Origin of the sequence: Vibrio sp. nBUS_14 (genome assembly GCF_051201655.1) — a bacterium.
In the GTDB taxonomy this organism is placed as follows: domain Bacteria; phylum Pseudomonadota; class Gammaproteobacteria; order Enterobacterales; family Vibrionaceae; genus Vibrio.
In genome coordinates, this window is record NZ_CP179206.1 from 2244052 (window position 1) to 2263453 (window position 19402).

The following is a 19402-nucleotide window of genomic DNA, read 5'->3' on the forward strand; positions in this document are numbered from 1 at the left end:
ACACTCCACTAGCTAGTTATAAATCCCTAAAAATTTAAATTTAGCGATATTATAAACTAGCAAGCTATGTTTCATATTGTGTCAGCCTAAGCCCTCCAATACGTCAGCCTCCTTGCATGAGTTCAGCCTTCACTCTCGCCATCATTCATTTCTATACTTTTGAACAGAAAAATACGAGCTACCTATCAGCTGCCAAGCCATTGATTATTCAGATAAAAAAATAAAATTGGTTAATTTATGACTAAGCCAGAAACCAAACGCCTTTGCTTGCGTGTCTGGAACAGGTCGAGTTCGGGGGGAACTCGGCCGCCCCAAATCAATTTTCTTCCTTTCACTGAGCAGCTTCACTTACCTTTCAGTCACGAAAACACTCAGCTTTAAACGGCGCACATCTAACCCGAATTGATGATGCGGTTTATGTAGATTACTTGAGGTAGAATATTGCGAAGGGAATTTACTTAGTATTTTTGACAGCCCAGAGCCCCAATAGGTGTTCACAAATGTTTGATGTTCAGGCATGCTGGGGGGATGTAGATACCCCCGTGCATGCACGGGGTACTTACTGTTACAACTCCATGCGGAGTTGACCAGAATCCTTTTCGCCCTGGTGTCTAACGTAATTCGCTATAACTTGTTCATTCACGCCTACGCTACTGACAAAGTAACCTGGCGACCACACAATGTTCTCTTTCCAGTAAACCTTACTTAGCCAACTGAACGTTTTTCGCATGTGGTGCGACGATTGGCTTTTTAGTTTACCCATGACGTCTGAAATACTGTATTTCGGTGGGATAAGCATCATCATATGCAGATGATCTTCATCAAAGCCTATCGTCTCAATCTCAACGCCAGGTAAACTTCGCAGTAACTTTGGCATAACCTTCCGTAGGTAGCTGCACATACCAGGATTCAGGATTTTCCGACGGTACTTAGTTACCCAAACTACGTGATACTTCGTGTAGTAGACACTATGGGATGAGGTGTAATATTGCATTTATCCATCGTACCGTCTCCAAAGGCATTCATCCACGGGTAAACCCGTGGTTTTCTGTATCCACAGAATAAAACACGAAATTGCCCCATTATTAAATTGTGCCGATGGGGCGATTTGGGACATTAGCTTTGACCGAAAGTCTTACTCTCAACCACTACATCATTGGCAACTTCTCGTCTTCTCTCAGCGTGAGAACCTCATAGCCTTTACGAGTGACTAATACTGTATGTTCCGATTGGGCAGAGAGCTTCTTATCTCTAGTAACTACCGTCCATCTTTTTTGGTTTTTATCTTCGCGGTACCTTGGTTCACCATTGGTTCAATAGTAAATATCATTCCCTCTTTTAATGTGAGTCCGCTATTTGGATGACCATAATGGGGCACCTGTGGTTCTTCATGCATTTCACGACCTATTCCATGTCCACAATACTCTCTTACAATACTGTATCCATGTGATTCTGCATGCCTTTGTATTGCATGACTAATGTCACCAAGTTTTGCTCCGGGTTTTACGTTCTTAATACCTTCCCACATAGCGTTATAAATTGTATTAACCAATTGAATAGCAAGCGGTGAGGCTGAAGGCATCACATACATTTTGCTTGAATCTGCAATGAATCCATTCTTTTCTAGAGTTATATCTAGGTTGATAATGTCGGTATTTTTTAAAACCTCAGTCTGTTTAGGTACTCCGTGGCACACTATGTAGATTAGTTTCTATTCGATAATTGATTCCTCGGCACGTGCCTCCCGTAACTCTCTTGTATTCAGCTTTTCTTCAAGCCAGATGTTCCTTACTGTTTTACCCCCGTGTTGTATCACTGAGTAAATTCGACCATGTTTCAACGAATCGATGACATCGTGATTAGGCTTAAATCAGCAATTAAACATATATGTTATTAATTTATGTAATTGAAAATAAGGAGTTAATCTATTGGACTCACTGTAAATAGACAGCATAATTCACGAATTACATGAGGCTAAGAGTCATATTACAAGCGTTAGATTACACAGAGGGATATCAGGTTATGCAAATAAAAGAGTATAAAGCTGAATACAAAAGTGAAGTGGTCGATTTAATACTAAATATTCAGGTTAACGAGTTTGGCATATCGATTACGGAGCGAGAGCAGCCTGATTTACAAGACATTTCCAAGTACTACCAACACGGAAATGGTAATTTTTGGGTATGTCTCTATGATGACCATGTTGTAGGCACAATCTCCTTGCTCGATATTGGAGGTGATATGTTGGCGCTTAGAAAGATGTTTGTTCGCCAAAATTTTAGAGGGAAAGGGCGTGGTGTTTCTTCTTTACTTTTAAGGCATGCGCTTGATTGGGCTAAATCAAACTTTGCACAATCTATTTACTTAGGTACCACAGCAGAGTTTTTATCTGCACACAAATTTTATGAAAATAATGGTTTCTCAGAGGTTTCGGAAAATACTCTCCCTGAGTCATTCCCAGTAATGTCTGTAGACACAAAATTTTACGTACAAGCCATCTAGCAAACGTTTAAGGTTTAAAGTTACTTTTTTAATTCAAATCTCGCATTTTAGAACCAATACTCTTACGTATTTTTGTCCATTTTTTGAGAATGGTCAGTTGTCATTATGAAATCTGTTGAGTATTATTAATTGCGCATACTTTGCTTGAAATAGTAGTAAAACCTCCTTTGCCCACTCCCATCCAGTTTAAGAGTGGGCTTTTTTATTTGCCATATCTGTATTTATTGATGGTTTGCTAATTTAGAAAAAGCGCTGGCAAATTTTTGTCCGTGCGACGTGAAGTCGCATGAAGCGCTGTTCACCGCGATAAGAGTGAACCGTTTGTATCACCAGACGACCCTAAGGCTCTGAATAAAGCAGCGAGCCTGACAATGTAACGAAGTTTGGCACTGTGCCAAACGGGAGCAAAACCGTGAGGGAATGCTCCTCCTGATAACCACGAATTGGGTGAGTGCTAGGGAATCAGTATGATGAACGAAAGTGAATCCATGTAAGGTGCGTCATATTTGAAGCAGCGGAAGTGGTTAATACGCTGTGGCCAAACGGCGATGGGAGTAGGAAAGAGGTTGGACAATACTCTTTCGTGATCGATAGGCTCCTCGCACTATAGTGGGCATCTACCCTGATATTGCGCGACATGCGGAACACGGTAAGCCAGTATCGTTCCTTCGGGAAAGCTGTCTGTGAAGAGAGCCGATAGCGGTGCTGGTAAAGGAGGTTGGAAAAAGCGAATGCTGCATTGTAATGATGCAGATACAGACGGATATCTGACACGAAAGTGTGCCCACTTCCAACTGGTCTCCCATTGCAAGATGATTTGGAAAACTTTATTTAAGAAGGAACGCAGATGATCTCTTCTCATGAAGTGAGTGCCCCTTCTGGCAGCGCCCAATGGCAATCCATCGACTGGAAAGCGGTTGAGCGCCATGTGTTAAGGCTCCAGATGCGCATTGCAAAAGCAATCCGAGAAGGTAAACACGGTAAGGCGAAAGCACTACAGTGGATACTGACTCACTCGAAAGCAGCAAAACTTCTCGCTGTTCGTCGAGTATCACAAAACAAAGGCAGTAAAACGCCAGGAATTGACGGCGACATCTGGAACACCGATGCACGTCGAATGGCGGCAGTCAGCTTACTGAGCAGAAAAGGCTATCGAGCTAAACCGCTCAGAAGAATCTATATCCCGAAGAAAAACGGCAAACTTAGACCATTAGGTATCCCGTGCATGATAGACCGAGCGCAACAAGCGTTACATCTTCTAGCACTAGAACCTATATCGGAAACAATTGCCGACCCTAACAGCTATGGCTTTAGACCTAACCGAAGCGCAGCCGATGCAATACAGCAGTGCTTCAAATGCCTGTGCAAAAAGGGAGCAGCACAATGGGTTCTTGAGGGAGATATCAAAGCTTGTTTCGACAAGATAGGTCACCAGTGGCTACTTGATAATGTCCCGACAGACAAAAGGATGCTCAAGCAATGGCTGGAATGTGGCTATATAGACAAAGGGCTATTCTACAAAACGGCAGAGGGAACACCACAAGGCGGGATAATTTCACCCACCCTGATGTTGCTCACTCTTGTCGGACTAGAAAAGTTAATTAAGTCTATCGCTCGCAAGACAGGCAGCAGAGTAAACTTTATAGGTTATGCTGACGACTTTGTTATCACGGGGTCTTCAAAGGAAGTCCTAGTGAATGACATTAAGCCGCAACTGATGGCTTTCTTACAAGAAAGAGGTTTAGCGCTTTCTGAAGAGAAAACGCATGTGACTCATATTAATGATGGCTTCGACTTTCTTGGCTTTAACGCCAGAAAGTACAAAGGAAAACTGCTCATTAAACCGAGTAAGTCCAACGTATTATCATTCTTACGAAACATGCGTGACCTCATTAGAAAACACGCAACAATCCCAGTAGCCGATCTCATCAAGATGATGAATCCAAAACTACGAGGATGGGCGAATTACTATCGCCATTGTGTTGCTAAACAAACCTTCGGCTATGTTGGACATCAGATGTTTCTAGCGTTATGGCGATGGTCAGTCAGGCGTCACCCAAACAAGGGACGTAAATGGATCGCACACAAGTACTTTCTAAACTATCAAGGGCAATGGATTTTCCATGGCTGGTTTAAAAAGGATGGACTGTATGGCGTGATCCGACTGTTTCAAATCGGTCAAGTGCCAATCAAGCGACATGTAAAAATCATGAGCCAAGCGACACCGTTCGATCCTTTTTGGAAAGGTTTTCTCAATGAACGTAAGGTGAAAAATACAGGTCGTAACTCATGGTTTGATCCTGTCGCCACTGCTTTGTGAGTTGCTGGGTAACAATAACGCCTTAGTGGAGGCTTGAGCCGTATGCAGTGAAAGTTGCACGTACGGTTCTTAGGAGGGCGGCACCTGGTAACAGGTGTCGCCTATCCGACAAAAGCTTCTCAGGTTGATTTTTGACCCGTGGCACTTTCTAGCTCGAAAATGCCCCAAGACGTGTTTAGAACGCATGAAACCATCATGAGATTTATTTGTGAAACAGGCTGCTGCACAAATCATTCTGAATCAAAAATGCCCCATTGTGTTTTGAATAAGGTTCTACATTACGGCTAGTAGTCCATTATGCTATAAACTAATCTAATGTCATTTTCGAATCGAGAAACGGCTTATGAGCAAGAAAAAGCTATCAGAAAAAGAACTGCTTAAGGGTATTACACCTGAGACTGCCCACGCTGATGGGCTTGCTACAGTTTCATTAGATGAAGTGGGCCTAGAACCCTCAGAAAGCGACTATAAAGCCGTTTTGAAAAGAATTGAATCCTTGTTTGATGTGGCCGAACCAGGAGCACCCGAAGGTGATGAGCTTGAAAAGCTAGTAATTTGGGTTGAAGGGTATGAAGAAGATCACTTCCCATTTTAAACTAGCTAACCTTCAGTTTTGCCTCAATCAATTTAGATAGCAGTAAAATAATTTGTGCAAGAAGTCCTTGCACAATTGCTCTTACTTTCAGATACGACAAAGCCACAGGCTTTGTATAACAGCTACATACAGAATGTTTTCATTAATATGAATTCTGGGTGCGGTGCTAGGTATTTCATCACCAAATATGGGAGGGAGAGTACCTTAGGCTTATCGTATGTCCTCGGTTGGCTGCTTTGCAATTACGCTAGATTCAAATTGATACAATTACTTCTGGCCAGACAGTAAATAGTAACTCAAAGAATAAAGCAGGGATAACCGAGGCTCTCGCTATTAGTGTAAAGCGAAGAACCGAATGCAGTAAGCTTACTTCCTCAAAGAAACAAGCTAACGCAGTTCATAGCTATCACGCCTCTGTAATTCAAATAGTCACTCGACTAAAAGGTTTAATTATCATGGTCGAACACAGCACTCTATTAGTTGATCCTTTTGGTCGAAGTTAGAATTTGAGCATAATCTCGACCAGAAAAGTGAATGTTCTTTCTTTTTCGACTAAAAAGTTTAAAAGAATTGGTCGAGAGATTGCCGGCCTTGTCCCATCTCACGAAAATGCCAGCATTGTTAGGGTGGCCTCAATTATTGCTCCAGAAACATTCAATATCGATAAGCATTAATCCTCCCCCGGAATACAGAAGTGAAGCTTTTGATATTTTCTATGTGGGCCAATTGGTACTCACTACTTCCTGGGAAACTTCTCCAAGCTCTCGCTACTAATTTACTTATATAATGCCATGGGCTCTTTAGCTAACTTATACGAAGACAATTCGCTGAATGTATGATCTAGCGAAATTAGGAACATAACTCGAAGTGTCAAAAGCAACGCTACTAATAAACTGGCAACCCTCTCTGTTTAGGTCCGTTTTTTAAGTGATATGCTCGCCCTCTAATGCTTACTATTATCAACAATGATCCAACGGGGTTCATCCTTAAAGTTATGATTTGTAATTATTAAAATCTTTAATCTTACTTTGAAAACTTTTAAGTAATCACACATCGCAAGTTGCGATGCGCAAGTTGCGATGTGGAGTGAAAACTATCTAGAGTCTTGCTCTCTGTTAGGTAGGCTACATATGGCTCAGATTAGAAAACTATAGGTACCTATCATCGTAACTCAGAGATCCCCCAACGTTTCAGGAGCCACAGTAAAACCCATAGGACTAGCTAATGAACAATTACCGAGGAACCCTCAGTAGTTGCAGAGTTTGCAACAACCCCTACATGCCCAAATTGTCCAATAGCCTGTTGGACAAAGTTTAATACCTAAATTTTGCAAGAGGATCTTGCAAAAATGCGAAACAAGTTGTTTCGTAAATCGTCTTTGCCCCTAAACGTTTAGAGCATAAGAAACTATCAATAGATTAATTTGTGTGTAAGCCTGTTGCACCAGTTTTTTTAGTCCCAGATACGACAAAGCCACAGGCAATACCTATGGCTTTGTAAACAGCTACAGAATGTTTGTCATTCAAAACGAAGAGGGAACACATTCTGTGTGCAGCGTCGGGTGTTTTATCACCAAAGTATATGGAAGGGAAAGCACCTAGACTTATCATATGTCCTCGGTGGTCTGCTTTGCAATTAAGCCAAGTTCAATTCGATACAATTACTTCTGGCCAGACAGTAAATAGTACATCCAAGAAAAAGCAGGGATACCCGAGGCTCTCAACGTTAGTTTAAAGCTAAGAACTGTATGTGGCAAGCTTGCTTCTGCCCCATTCTGTATATGGAATCCACGTATTTACAAAGTGATTTTGGCAATAAAAGTTAAGATGCGGTCGTATATTCGGCTTCTTATTGAAGGAGCTACCCTCTAGCCTTTGATGTTTTGCGCACCTACTGTCCTTATCGCGTTAGCAGCTTTTTACAGCATGACAGAATGGCCAGGTTCTCAGTAGGTTGGTCTTACCTTTTATGCATCATCATTTTGTAAAATTTAAAAATTTGTTAATGATTAATTAGTGAGTAATACTGGTTTATATTCAGTCTCATACCGAAGCATTGCCCACGCAGTACGTACCACTTTGTTAGCCAGTGCAATACAGGCCTTCTTGAAGCCGATACGATCTATGATGCTCCTCAACCAAGCATCCTTCCGAGTCTTCGGTTTTTCGGGTAGTCGTCCAACGTAAGACATTGCGCCAAGATAAAGAAGCGAGCGTAGCTCCTTCACACCACCGCATTTATCGATCCCAATCATAAAAACTTTGCCACCTGAACTGTGCTGTTTAGGTGTAAGACCAACAAATGCTGAAGCTTGTCTTCCATTCTTGAAGTGCTTTCCATCACCAAGAGTTGTATAGAGCATCGCAGCAGTTGTTTCACCAACACCTTCAATGCCCATTAATCGTTGGCACGGTTCTATCTGACGGGTTAAAGCATTTTTCTCTTTTTCGAATGCGATAAGTTTTGCTTTAAGTTCTTGATATTGCTCCCACAGCATCGACAGAACGGATACGACATTAGAAGGTATTGGTGTATCTCCATCAAGCACGGTTTGAACCGACGCTTTTAAGCCTTTTTCACCTCTAGGGTTTGCTATCCCGTAGCCCAAAATTGTCCCTCTAATGTGAAGAGCTAGGGAAACAACACTACGAGATAAGAATCTACGACTAGTTTCTAAAGAATGCATAGCTTGTTGTTCCAATGACTTTGGACGGCTGTACTTGATACCAATTTGGATAGCAGCATTAGCGATAGCAAGGGCATCATTATGATCAGTTTTATGTCCTTCTAGGTAGCCTTTCACTTTCTTCGGATTGATAATCCGCACTTCGTGTCCAAACTTTTCAGCTAACTGACCCCAATAATGACATCCGCAACACCCTTCCATCGCGACAATGGAAGGCTTAGCCTTGGCAAGAAACTCTTTCATTTTCTGTCGACTTAAAGGTTTATTGGACAGCATCTCACCATGAACACTGATATGACAGACTTGTAGAACATTTTTAGCTAGGTCGATAGCGATAATATTATTGCTCAACATATTGGAACCCTCGTATTTATCTCATTCTCCTAAGTCTAGCTTGGCAAAGGAGGGAGTGGATTCCATACATCATGTTTCAAAGCAGACCTTACATTATAGCTAGTGTCTCATTATGCTATAAATTATCTAATGCCACTTTTAAATGGAAAAGCGAGCTATGAGCAAGAAACAGCTATCAGAAAAAGAACTGGTTGAGGGGATAACACCCTATACTGCGCATGCTGATGAGCTGGCTGCGGCAAAACTGGATGAGTTCTATGAAAGTGACTACAAAGCGGCATTGAAGCGGATTGAATATCTGTTTGATACAGCCGAACCAGAGACTCCCAGAGGTGATGAACTTGAAAGACTAGCTGCATTGGTTGAAGAGTACGAGGATAAACATTTCCGCATTTGAAAACTGCAATGCATTTTTGCCTCAATCTGCGTTGCGAGGTCTTAGAGTGGCACTTAACAATATGCCGTTGCTGTATTACAATTGTTTTATAGCCGCGAGGCAAGATTCAAAATTAGCCGCAAGGCAAGTTAAAGAAGGCAGAGTACTCAATGACTCTGCCTTTTTCGTATCCGCTGTATCCAAGCGTATTTCGGTCCGAACCTTCACAGGTAGCGCTTCACAGGTAGCACACTTCACAGGTCACACTTCACAGGTAGCGCTTTGTAAATCAGAAATGCTCCAAAGCTACTTAGAGTAAATACTCCACACATTTTAAGACGTGTGCGTTTTCCCTATCATATCTAATCTAAACCGAACCAAGGGGGAGAGATCATCATTCTAGGAGCTAGGTGAGGGTTATCGATTGAGTTAGAGTATGATTAGCGTAATGATTGATTGCATATAATTGCGGAAGAAATCCGGCGATAAAGCGTTAGTTTTCGCCGGTAAGGTAGGCTTTGGTATAAAGAATGGAAAAGAAAGAGAAAGAGAAAGAGAAAGAGATTCAACAAACATCTATAGATATTGGTCTAACCGCTATTGATGCCATACCATATGTTGGTGGTGTAATTACAAGAACCATTGATCGTAAGATTAGCCGATTTGAGATTGCGCGAATTGAGCAATTAACTCTAGGGATCTCTCAGCGCGTAGATGATCTTGAGATGAAACTGTCTCAAGCGATCAAAAATCATGACTTTAATGAGTTCATATTTGATCTGTCTGCACAAGTGAGACACGCCAATGGTCATAATCTGATAAAGGCATATTCTGGAATAGCAGCACATGCTATCGAAACTCAGCATATACAAGATTGTATTTTCGCTCAAAAAGTCTTATCTGGTTTCACTGAGCACCACTTACACGTGTTGAGCTTTATGAGTACTAATAGGTATGACAATGCTGAAGCTATAAAAGTTACTAATGAGAAAAATGAAAAAACTTTGTGTTTAGCCTACGTGGATACACCGATTTTTTCATTCACAGAAGATGAACCTAAAATGTCCATGTCTGATGGTAACTACGAAGGTAATGTACAAGTAATTGATGCAACAGTGATACCTTACCCAAAGCCGATTCTTGTGAAGATTGCTAACGATCTAAAAACTATGGGGTTAGCATCATGCCCTTCACACCACCAGTTTCTTAATGATCCCAATAGTAATTTGTACCTGACTCTTACTGATATAGGTAAGTGGTTTCTTGAAATCTCAGATTATGAAAACTAAACAAGCAATTCAAGCAGATTCGCAACGCTCGGCATTTTCAGTTTGAATCAGCATTAGAGTTTACGGCACAATATTTTAGTTGAGTGGCAGCGTTGCTCACTACTAAGTGGGCGTTAGTTCACATGAGGAAGTTGTGAAGATTATTGAAAAAATCCTTATATGGTTGTTCTTAGTTATTGCGGCATTTCTATTGTTTAAATCATCAGATGAACCGCTGATTTATTTATTATCGGATACCTTTTTAGAGGAAGCACTTTATAAATTTGAGTTGGGAAACTCAATCATATTCAACCTATGTATAGGTTATATAGTGAGCTTGTTTTTCTACTTTTTGGTGGTTGTGATACCAGATAAAAGAAAACAAAAAGAACTCACTATGGAACTAGGGCAAGTCGTATCATTTATGCTTGAGGCATTTTTTCTTGATCGAAGAGACTTTAGTATTGTTTTTCACTGGAGTAAGCATGCGATTCATTGCAAAAATATCAATGAGCATCTAAAGCAATTTGATCGGTTTAAACAAGAAGCTAGCTATAAACGATTGGGGGAAATGAAAGCAATTTGTTTGGTCCAGTCAGCCCATACGATATTGCCAACTTTTGAACAGCTAGTTCCAGTGGCATTTCAAATATCATATAAGCACGCAATGTTATGGATCAGTTTAACTAACTCAATACGGCAAATAGCATCGTTAAATGATGTGAAAGTAGCTGATAGGGACTGGGGGATATTGGATCTAAATTTGGAAGAGTTTGTGGTGTATGTAGGTCAGTTTTACGATGTGAGCTAACAGATTGGATCAAGCGTTGCGTAGCCAACGTTAAATCCCAAGTGTTGAACAAGCCCGAGCCTCTACATAAGTAAATTGTGTGATCTGCTCTACGTGGTCTTAGTTTTTGGTGCTCATTTGTTCATACTTTTGATTTTAAACATGAATTGATGGAAAATGTAACATTAACGTGGTTGCATAGGGTGGGTAATAGTTTTGTTTTTGACTACAGAAGAGCGACTAACAGAAAAGCTAAACAAAGAGAAAGAGTATCTCTGGACAGAGATGAATGCTCTTAAAGCAAAATTAGAAAAGACCAATCAACAGCTTGAGTTGCTAGAGCAGAGCGCACCAGAGCATTATTCCAAGGCTTTGGGAGCTAGGAACAAAGCCACCGAAGTAAAAAACAAAGCTGAAGAACGCTTGGGTGAGATTGATGCCATTTACAAAAGTGTTGAAGATGCTCATGAACTTGTCATTTCATTGAAAGATGATTCAGACTCGAATCTGGCAACTATCAAAGAGTATGGGTCTACTGCTTTTGATAAATCAGAATCAATAGCTCAATACCATGAACAATACTTAGAATCTAAAGCAGAAATTGACGAAGCTCTACAGGAGCTTAATCGTTTAGTTACTGAGAAAGATCGCTTAGCGGTGAAAGTCGAGTCGTTATCAGAACAAGTAACCAATACCGAATTGGTTGCAAGTAAGTTGAAATCTTTGCTGAGTAATGCAACTAAACAGAAAAGTGAATTTGACACCCTTCATGGTGAAGTCTTTGGCTTTACATATGAAGATGACAACGGTGAAGAAATAGAACAAGGTGGCTTAAAAAATGAACTTAAAGATGCTTATTCTAAAATCAAAAATGATGTTGCATCGTTAAACGAAGAAGTTTCGAGCGTAGAGCAAAGATACAATGAAAAACTAGACTCTATTGAAGGCCAATACCAACAAGGGTTGGAGTCTTTCATATCAAAAGGTGAAAAACAATATAGTTCAATTATTGAACAGATAAAATCACTTCTTCCCGATGCGCTTACGGCTGGTCTTTCTGGTGCATATATCGACAAAATTAAAGTTGAAAAAGAACAATTAGATAAACATGAGGTTTCGTTCAATAAAGCTATTCGCTGGTTGATAATATGTTCTTTGTTGCCAGTTGCATTCAGTATGGTTCGAGTAATATTTTTGAGTGAGCAGTTTGCTTCCGTTATTCAAGATACTCCGATGATTTACTCTATGATGTTACCTGTTTACGCTCCTATCCTTTGGGTCGCTTACTCATCAAACAAGAGCTATAAGCTTAGTAAACGACTAATTGAAGAGTACACACATAAAGAAGTTTCGAGCCGAACATTTGAAGGCTTGTCAAATCAGATTGACGCAATTGGCGAAGATGACACTAGTGGTGAGTTAAGAACTAAATTGCTTTTCAACTTGCTTCAAGTTAACAGCGAAAACCCGGGCAAGTTAATATCTGATTATAACAACTCGGATCATCCGATTATTGATGCGATTGACAAAAGTTCAAAATTAGCCGACGCGATTAATCGTTTAGATAACGTGCCTTTAGTCAGTCCACTGTTACGACACCTAAATGCTAAAGAAAGAGATAAAATCGAGCAGAAAGAAAAAGATATGTTGAATGTAGTTGACGTAGCAACGACTCCTGAAGTCAACTCGAAAGAGGAAGAGCCAACAACTAAAACGGCTTCAGTGGCATAGATAAGCCAGTAATGGTATCGGCTCGGTAGCTTGAATACTGCCGAGCCATTTTTATTTACAGATCACGACTTTCAAATAATCTCTAAAGTAACTAGCGTCCAGAGTTTCGCCAGTCGCTTGTTTCACTAGTTCATCGGTGGTTAGTAAACTATCTTTGGAAGCTACAGGGTTGCGTTTTGCCTACCCAACTTTTCCATACCTAAATTAATCCGCTTTTTACTAATTTAGGATAATCACTGGCAAGGTTTTGTCCAAAAGCTTCTTAGGTTGAATTTTTTTCCGTGTGTGTATACCCTTTCAACTTGAAGATGCAGGTATCAGTACCTGAAAATTATCTGTAATTCTGGATACAAGTGAGCCTGCAACTTCTGGTAACGTCACATCGAAAAACTTTTTGATAGCAGAGGTGAATGCTGTTTTGGAGGGAAAATAGACATTGTTCCTCACATGCTCATTCATTACTTTCCAAAGCCGCTCTATTGGATTTAAGTTTGGGCTGTATGGGGGTAAGTAATGAAGCTCTATATTGAGTACTTTTGCCGCATTCCTAACCATTTCTGACCGATGGTAGGCTGCACCATCAAGCACAATATGCACGGTTTGCTCTAGTGGATAATGCTCTTTCTTGAGTTTCCAAAAGAAGCGAACAATACTCTCGCTATCTATCGTTTCATAAGTATCTGTGATCGTTGCGCTGATGTTTTTCAATGACAGAGCACCGATTAGATTCACTCGAGTGCGGCTACCTGTCGTTTCAATTAGCTTATCCTGTCCCTTACGGATCCAGCCACAGCTAAGTTTTGTTGATTGAGTTGGATGAACGGCGTCCATGAAAAGTACAGGCGCATCCTTGGGCTTAAGTACCTCGTTGTAATACTCGATAAATGCTTGCTGCTCTTCAGGCTTTAGTTTATGTGGTACACCTTTGGGCTTTTTGTATGCAAAACCGTGGTGATGTAACCACTTATTAATCCCAGAAACGGTGTAGCTCACACCGAATTCAGCTTCGACGTAAGTAACGATTTGACGCGTATGAAAATAGGTTTTCTCAGTCAAATGCTCGATGAGCTGCATCGTCTGAGTATCAGAAAGTAGACTCTGGCTCCCGCCATTCTCAGGTTTAAGTTTTTCAGATAGAGCATAATCACTAAGATGACGAGCAACTGTAGATTCATGGATACGAAGGGCTTGAGAGATCATAGGCGGGCTCCAACTTTCGGAAGCTAGCAAGACCGCTTTTATACGGTCGCATACTCGACGATCACGCTCAGTATTGTGCATCTGTTCGAGTTGTTGTTTTTGCTCAGGAGTTAGTACCATTTTCATGGTGAGTAGCATGATCCTGATTTCATTGAAAATCAAGCATCTTCAATGATCACGGGTATATGTCTGTGCAAGCTAAACCACAAAAGCTTCTTCAAGATCGATTTCAAAATCAACGGGCGGTAGGTTTACTAAGTGCTTATTTGTAGCAGTCAGCAGTTCGACTTTTGCGGGCTTCCCTACTTCGTTTGTGTAGATAGTCGCTAGATAAAGCTTGTCTGAACGGTGGAACGCATCGTGAAAGCTCACTTCTCTGTTTAACAAGCTGGCTAGTAATGGCTTGGTTACCGGAATGTAAGCCCACTTAATACACTGGCCATTGTCGTAATCCCCACTCCAATACACCATAAACCTTTGGGTATTTTCATTCTTAACCGAGAAGCACTTCGGCCCTAAGACGTCTTGATACACTTCCAGTAGTTCCAATTTGCCTAGCTGTGTACCCGTTGGGAGTAAGTTCATTGCTCGTTTCTCATCTTTCTAACTTTGCCGATCAAACGTTGCGTGTAATCTTATAAATAAACACTGTCTTTATATACAGTTATTTGGGCGTATTTTTATATGGTTGTTAGCAATCGAAAAGGCGGCAGTAACAATCTCTGAAGAAGACGGTGGTTTCGCCGATCTTTAATTCACGAAAACGTTTGTCTCGATTAAGTTCTAAACTATAACGATTAATTACACTTCAGCCCTTGTTTACACTTTTATTGCCTCCATATTTTCCATACAATCCTAAGCGATTATAAATAAAAACAATTTCAATTTCGGAGTCCTCATGAGCGACGTAAAGCACTGTAATTTATTGATTCTTGGTTCTGGCCCTGCTGGCTATACAGCTGCAGTTTACGCTGCTCGTGCAAACCTAAACCCAGTTCTGGTTACTGGTATGCAGCAAGGTGGTCAGCTTACAACTACGACAGAAGTAGAAAACTGGCCAGGTGATCCTGAAGGTTTAACGGGGCCAGCTCTAATGGATCGCATGAAAGAGCACGCAGAGCGCTTTGAAACAGAGATCCTGTTCGACCACATTAACGAAGTCGACCTATCAAACCGCCCTTTCCGTCTTAAAGGCGATTCTGGCGAATACACGTGTGATGCGTTGATCATCTCAACAGGCGCATCGGCTAAGTACCTAGGTCTAGATTCTGAAGAAGCATTCAAAGGCCGTGGCGTTTCTGCTTGTGCAACGTGTGATGGTTTCTTCTACCGCAACCAGAAAGTAGCGGTTGTGGGTGGCGGTAACACGGCTGTTGAAGAAGCACTTTACCTATCCAATATCGCATCTGAAGTTCATCTAGTTCACCGTCGTGACACATTCCGCGCTGAAAAGATCCTAGTGAAGCGTTTAATGGACAAAGTAGAGAACGGCAACATTGTTCTTCACACTGATCGCACGCTAGACGAAGTTCTAGGTGACGACATGGGCGTAACGGGTGTTCGTATTAAAGATACTCAGTCTGATAAAACAGAAGACATCGAAGTAATGGGCGCGTTCATTGCTATCGGTCACCAGCCGAACACGGAAATCTTCAAAGGCCAAGTGGACATGAAAGATGACTACATCATCGTTCAGTCTGGTCTTGAAGGTAACGCGACGCAGACAAGCATCCCTGGCGTATTCGCTGCGGGTGATGTAATGGACCACAACTACCGCCAAGCAATCACTTCTGCTGGTACAGGTTGTATGGCTGCACTGGATGCTGAACGCTTCCTAGATGGCCTTAACGATAAGTAAATCTGAGATTGCAGATTTGATTATCGGTGCTCTCGCCTCAGTAGATGCAGGGCGTCATCACATTTTGTTGTAAATCCCTAGAGCCCAGTGGTATATCCACTGGGCTTTCTTTTGTATACTAGCCGCCCTCAACAAATAATAATTATCATTAAGCCTTCATAATGGATAAGAAAAAACAACGCAGCTTGAACAAGTGGCTTAAGCAACAGAGTAAGTTAGCGAAACGCTGGCTCATGATTGCGATTGGCCTTGGCGTACTTTCAAGCGTGTTTTTAATTGCTCAAGCAGCGCTTCTCGCCTCTATTCTTCACCAGTTGATCATTGAGAATGTCGATAAGTCTGAACTGGTTAGTCATTTTGCAGGCTTGGCATTATCGGTCGTTGGCCGTGCTGGCTGTACATGGGGACGTGAAATCGCAGGTTATCGCTGTGGTGAACAAATCCGTGTCTACATCAGGCAACTCATCCTAGATAAATTACGTGAGTTGGGCCCTGCTTACATTAAAGGTAAACCGGCCGGTACGTGGGCAACGCTGTTGCTAGAACAAGTAGAAGACATGCAAGACTTCTTCTCTCGCTATTTACCTCAAATGTCTCTGTCGGTGATGATTCCGTTCATCATTCTTGTAGTCGTGTTCCCAGTCAACTGGGCAGCGGGTTTGATCTTCTTGATTACGGCTCCACTGGTGCCGATGTTCATGGCACTTGTCGGTATGAAAGCCGCTGATGCAAACCGTAAAAACTTCAAAGCGCTTCAGCGTCTTTCAGGTCACTTTTACGATCGTCTTCAGTCTATGACAACCATTCGTCTATTCGACAGAACAAGCTCAGAAACAGAGGTACTTAAAGGTGCATCTGAAGTGTTCAGAACACGCACGATGGATGTGTTGAAAATCGCTTTCTTGTCTTCTGCGGTTCTTGAGTTCTTTACGTCGATCTCTATCGCGATGACCGCGGTTTACTTTGGTTTCACTTACATCGGTGAACTGAACTTCGGTCACTATGGTGCAGGTATTACGCTATTCGCCGGTTTGTTTATCCTTATCTTAGCGCCAGAGTTTTACCAACCTCTGCGTGACTTAGGTACTTTCTACCACGCGAAGCAACAAGCGGTGGGCGCAGCCGAAAGTATTGTCGAGTTCCTAGAAACAGATATCACTAAGGTTAAATCAGGCAACACTCGACTCGATTCAGCTCAAGGCATCAATATTGAAGCTACCGACCTAAAAGTGTTAAGCCCTGAAGGTGTTCAATTAGTTGGTCCTATCTCGTTCGCACTGAACACTTGCCAATCGACTGCGTTAGTTGGCCCAAGTGGTGCGGGTAAAACCAGTTTGATCAATGCCATCCTTGGTTTCATGCCTTATGAAGGAAGCTTAGAATCAATGGTATTGAATTACGTGACCTCGACTTAGCCTCTTGGCGTAAAACCATTAGCTGGGTTGGTCAAAACCCGTTGCTACTGCACGGCAGCATTCGTGACAACGTCACCCTAGGTAAGCATGATATCGCTGACCAAGTTGTCGAGAATGCACTTGAGCAATCATTTGCTAGCGAATTTGTAAACGAGCACGGCTTGGATTACATGATTTCTGATCGATCCGGCGGCCTTTCTGTTGGTCAATCTCAGCGTTTGGCTCTGGCTCGCGCAATGATTCAAGATGGTCAATTCTGGTTGCTCGATGAACCCACAGCCAGTCTAGATACTCGTAGCGAGCAGTTAGTGATGAAAGGCATCAATAGCAATATTGAAAGCCGCACTGCCCTACTTGTGACGCACCAACTCGCTCCTCTTAAATCAGTCGATAATATTCTGGTGATGCGCGATGGTGGTCTGGTTGAACAAGGTCATTACTCTCAGCTTTCAACTGCGGGTGGTTTGTTTGAAGAGATGCTGAATGCGAACTTAGCTCAACAAGATAATAAGGGTAATTTAGATGCGTGATTTACTGCCTTACCTGAAACTCTATAAAAAGCATTGGTTTGGCCTATCGCTAGGTATGCTATTGGCTTTTGCTACTCTGTCGGCTTCTATCGGCTTGTTAACGCTATCGGGTTGGTTCATTTCAGCTTCTGCGGTTGCAGGCCTTACGATTGCGCGTGAAACCTTCAATTACATGCTGCCGGGGGGCGGTGTACGTGGTTTAGCAATGAGCCGGACTGCGGGTCGTTGGGGTGAACGTGTTGTCAGCCACAATGCAACATTCAAACTGTTAACTGATTTACGTATCTTCTTCTTCAAGAAGCTGGCTCCGCTGATCCCAGGCCGTATTTCAAACCTACGTGACGCCGATCTACTGAACCGCTTGGTTGCTGATGTCGACGCCATGGACCACGTTTACTTACGCTTGGTCAGCCCAGTTACGGTGGGTGTGTTTGGTATCTTCTTCCTGACTCTATTCTTGATGTGGTTCGATAGCTCGCTTGGTTTGATCTTGGGTTCTATCCTTCTGATCATGCTGTTGGTTTGGCCAATCTTGTTCTACAAGCTTGGTAAGCGTAACGGTGGTGAACTGACACAAAACAAAGCGGATCTTCGTGTAACCACTCTGGATTGGATTGAAGGCTACAGCGAACTGACTCTGTTCGGTGCTGAAGAGCGTTATCGTAATGCGATTCTAGAAACGCAGCACAAGCTGATGGCGAATCAGTTTGTAAATGCCAACCTAACTGGTATGGCGTCAGCAGCGCTAATGCTTTTCAACGGTTTGACGCTTGTTCTTATGCTTTGGCTTGCGGCTGATGGCGTAGGTGGTAATGCACCAGACCCGTTCATCGCGCTAATGGCATTCGCAACCATGGCTAGTTTTGAATTGCTGATGCCCATTGCAGGCGCATTCCAGCATTTAGGTCAAACTCTGTCTTCAGCACGTCGCTTGAACGAAGTGATTCTGTCGGAACCTGAAGTTCAGTTTGCTGAAGAAAAACTCGACATCAGCAAGCCGCTGGATATTACGTTCTCAAACGTGACGTTCAACTACCCTGATTCTGAGCGCAGTGTTCTGAACTCTGTTGACCTAACGATTCCTGCAACTCACAAGGTTGCGATTGTAGGCCAAACAGGGTCTGGTAAATCGACTCTGATTCAGCTGCTGACTCGCTACTGGGATCCTAAGCAAGGTCATATCTCTATCGCAGGTATTGGACTCACTCAGTGGAATGAATCACAGCTTCGTGAATCAATCAGTGTCGTGAGCCAACGTGTCGATATCTTGAACGGTACTTTGCGTGACAACCTATTAATTGCAATGCCTGAAGCGGCGGATGAGCATTTAGCTAACATACTGAAAGACGTAGGTCTTGAGAAGCTTCTCGACGGCAACGCGCTTGATAGCTGGTTAGGTGACGGTGGTCGTCAACTGTCTGGTGGTGAGAAGCGCCGCATTGGTATCGCACGTGCCATTCTTCATGACGCCCCTATCCTACTGCTGGATGAGCCAACAGAAGGCTTAGATAAGCAAACTGAACAAAGCATCATGACGCTGTTCGAGAAGTATTTCGAAGGCAAGACGGTTATCTTCATTACGCACCGTTTGATTGGATTGGAATCGATGGACTCCATCGTTCTGATTGAACAAGGCGAGATTGTTGAGCACGGCTCTCATGACAAGCTATTAAACGAAGTAGGACGTTATTTCCAACTTCGTCAGGCAATTTAGTGCCTTGTAGGTTATAAAGAAAATCCTTCAACACCTAAATAAAAATCCGAGTATTGCTACTCG

13 protein-coding genes and 2 pseudogenes are annotated in these 19402 nt (G+C 42.3%); 10 read left to right on the plus strand and 5 right to left on the minus strand.

Annotated elements, in window-relative coordinates; genetic code table 11:
* Window positions 1–565 precede the first annotated feature (565 nt).
* Complete coding sequence (gene tnpA / locus ACMAZD_RS10520) at window positions 566–994, minus strand: IS200/IS605 family transposase (protein WP_140150538.1); 429 nt, start codon at window positions 992–994, stop codon at window positions 566–568.
* Window positions 995–1148: 154 nt separating this feature from the next.
* A pseudogene (map, locus tag ACMAZD_RS10525) lies at window positions 1149–1699 on the minus strand (type I methionyl aminopeptidase); the annotation flags it as partial.
* A gap of 323 nt (window positions 1700–2022) precedes the next feature.
* On the opposite strand from map, the gene ACMAZD_RS10530 reads away from it, so the two are divergent.
* From ACMAZD_RS10530 to ACMAZD_RS10540, 3 genes are all read left to right on the plus strand, one after another.
* Window positions 2023–2502, plus strand: a complete 480-nt coding sequence (locus tag ACMAZD_RS10530; RefSeq protein WP_435247181.1) for a GNAT family N-acetyltransferase — start codon at window positions 2023–2025, stop codon at window positions 2500–2502.
* An 847-nt stretch (window positions 2503–3349) separates the two neighbouring features.
* Window positions 3350–4822 (plus strand): group II intron reverse transcriptase/maturase, encoded by a 1473-nt coding sequence (gene ltrA / locus ACMAZD_RS10535; protein ID WP_435247182.1) that lies wholly within the window; start codon window positions 3350–3352, stop codon window positions 4820–4822.
* A 343-nt stretch (window positions 4823–5165) separates the two neighbouring features.
* A complete protein-coding gene (locus ACMAZD_RS10540) occupies window positions 5166–5417 on the plus strand; it encodes a hypothetical protein (RefSeq protein ID WP_108167907.1) in 252 nt (83 codons plus the stop codon).
* A gap of 2008 nt (window positions 5418–7425) precedes the next feature.
* Here ACMAZD_RS10540 and ACMAZD_RS10545 read toward each other — a convergent pair.
* Entirely contained in the window at window positions 7426–8457 is a 1032-nt protein-coding gene (locus ACMAZD_RS10545; protein WP_435247183.1) for an IS110 family transposase, read from the minus strand.
* 157 nt (window positions 8458–8614) lie between these two features.
* On the opposite strand from ACMAZD_RS10545, the gene ACMAZD_RS10550 reads away from it, so the two are divergent.
* The 4 genes from ACMAZD_RS10550 to ACMAZD_RS10565 all read left to right on the plus strand — a co-directional run bounded on the left by ACMAZD_RS10550 (window position 8615) and on the right by ACMAZD_RS10565 (window position 12622).
* Window positions 8615–8854 carry a hypothetical protein gene (locus ACMAZD_RS10550; RefSeq protein WP_435247184.1) on the plus strand — a complete coding sequence of 80 codons (240 nt, stop codon included), beginning with the start codon at window positions 8615–8617 and terminating at the stop codon, window positions 8852–8854.
* A 509-nt stretch (window positions 8855–9363) separates the two neighbouring features.
* Window positions 9364–10122 (plus strand): hypothetical protein, encoded by a 759-nt coding sequence (locus tag ACMAZD_RS10555; RefSeq protein ID WP_435247185.1) that lies wholly within the window; start codon window positions 9364–9366, stop codon window positions 10120–10122.
* A gap of 133 nt (window positions 10123–10255) precedes the next feature.
* Complete coding sequence (locus ACMAZD_RS10560) at window positions 10256–10912, plus strand: hypothetical protein (RefSeq protein WP_435247186.1); 657 nt, start codon at window positions 10256–10258, stop codon at window positions 10910–10912.
* A gap of 201 nt (window positions 10913–11113) precedes the next feature.
* Complete coding sequence (locus ACMAZD_RS10565) at window positions 11114–12622, plus strand: hypothetical protein (RefSeq protein WP_435247187.1); 1509 nt, start codon at window positions 11114–11116, stop codon at window positions 12620–12622.
* Window positions 12623–12919: 297 nt separating this feature from the next.
* Here the strand turns inward: ACMAZD_RS10565 and ACMAZD_RS10570 are convergent, their stop codons facing one another.
* Together ACMAZD_RS10570 and ACMAZD_RS10575 are read right to left on the minus strand one after the other, a co-directional pair.
* On the minus strand, window positions 12920–13948 hold the full coding sequence (locus ACMAZD_RS10570; RefSeq protein ID WP_435247188.1) for an IS630 family transposase: 1029 nt from the start codon (window positions 13946–13948) through the stop codon (window positions 12920–12922).
* Between the two features lie 72 nt (window positions 13949–14020).
* On the minus strand, window positions 14021–14407 hold the full coding sequence (locus ACMAZD_RS10575; protein WP_435247189.1) for a DUF6575 domain-containing protein: 387 nt from the start codon (window positions 14405–14407) through the stop codon (window positions 14021–14023).
* A 313-nt stretch (window positions 14408–14720) separates the two neighbouring features.
* On the opposite strand from ACMAZD_RS10575, the gene trxB reads away from it, so the two are divergent.
* The 3 genes and pseudogenes from trxB (at window position 14721) to cydC (ending at window position 19339) form a co-directional block, all read left to right on the plus strand.
* Window positions 14721–15680 (plus strand): thioredoxin-disulfide reductase, encoded by a 960-nt coding sequence (trxB, locus tag ACMAZD_RS10580; protein ID WP_012603688.1) that lies wholly within the window; start codon window positions 14721–14723, stop codon window positions 15678–15680.
* Window positions 15681–15841: 161 nt separating this feature from the next.
* Window positions 15842–17625, plus strand: a pseudogene (gene cydD / locus ACMAZD_RS10585) (heme ABC transporter permease/ATP-binding protein CydD).
* A complete protein-coding gene (gene cydC, locus ACMAZD_RS10590) occupies window positions 17618–19339 on the plus strand; it encodes a heme ABC transporter ATP-binding protein/permease CydC (RefSeq protein WP_435247190.1) in 1722 nt (573 codons plus the stop codon). Before cydD ends, cydC begins: the two are co-directional and overlap by 8 nt.
* Window positions 19340–19402 lie beyond the last annotated feature (63 nt).